Genomic DNA, 988 nt, shown 5'->3' on the forward strand with positions numbered 1-988 from the left:
GCGGTGGCTGCGATTGTGGGGTAACGGTGACGAGGACGAGGACGAGGACGAGGACGAGGACGGTGCGCTCGGCGGGCTGACCGCCGACCGTTAGGCCGATCTCAACGTTGTGCCGCCGGCCGGCGGAGCAGTGCGAGGGCGGGCACGGTTCCGGCGAGGGAGATCCCGGCGGTGGCCCACCAGACGGTGCGGAACGCGTGTAGCTGCGTGCCGCCGGTTTTAGCGCCGCCGAGGACGGCGACCACGATGGCGACGCCCAGGGCCAGGCCGGTCTGGCGGAGCATGTTGATGACTGCGGACCCGGTCGCGAATTCGGGCGGGGGCAGCGAGGCTGAGGCGGTGGCCATCATCGTCGGCAGGGTCAGGCCGACGCCGACACCAGTGAGGATCATGCCGCCAAGCAGGCCCGAGGCGTAGTTCGGCTCGGTCCCGATCGCAAGGGCCCACCAGGCGACGCCGGCCCCGAAGGCCACGCCGCCGACCGCGATCACAGCTGCGGGTCCGTAGCGGGCGATCAGACGGCCGGCGAGGCCGAAGGAGATCAGCGGAACCATCAGCGGTCCGGGGGCCAAGGCAAGGCCGACGCGCAGGGCCGACCATCCCCAGTGGCCCTGCTCCCACAGCACGATCGACAGCAACATCGCGCCAAACGCTGCGGAGAAGGACAGGGCGACGATCGACGCGCCGGTGAAGGATCGGGACGCGAACAGCGACGGGCGGATGAGCGGCGTGCGGCTGCGCAGGCAGTGCGCTGTGAACGCGGCGAGCAGCAGCCCGGCGGCCGTCAGCGACGCGATGATCGAGGACGACGTCCAGCCCCAGTCGCTGCCTTTGACCAGCCCGAACGTCAACAGCGCCACGCCACCGGTCATGAGGATCACGCCGAGCGGATCAGGCCGCTCGACGGGGTGGCCGTGGATGTGGGGCAGCCGGCGCCAGCCGACGATCAGGGCGGCGATCCCGACGGGGACCTTGCCCAGGCACACCC

1 protein-coding gene is annotated in these 988 nt (G+C 71.4%); it reads right to left on the minus strand.

Annotated elements, in window-relative coordinates; translation table 11 throughout:
• Nucleotides 1-101 precede the first annotated feature (101 nt).
• On the minus strand, nucleotides 102-988 hold an 887-nt coding region (locus tag U9980_RS19295), incomplete at its 5' end, for an MFS transporter (RefSeq protein ID WP_322769205.1).

This window comes from Protofrankia sp. Cr1, assembly GCF_963555865.1.
Classification (GTDB): Bacteria; Actinomycetota; Actinomycetes; order Frankiales; family Frankiaceae; genus Protofrankia.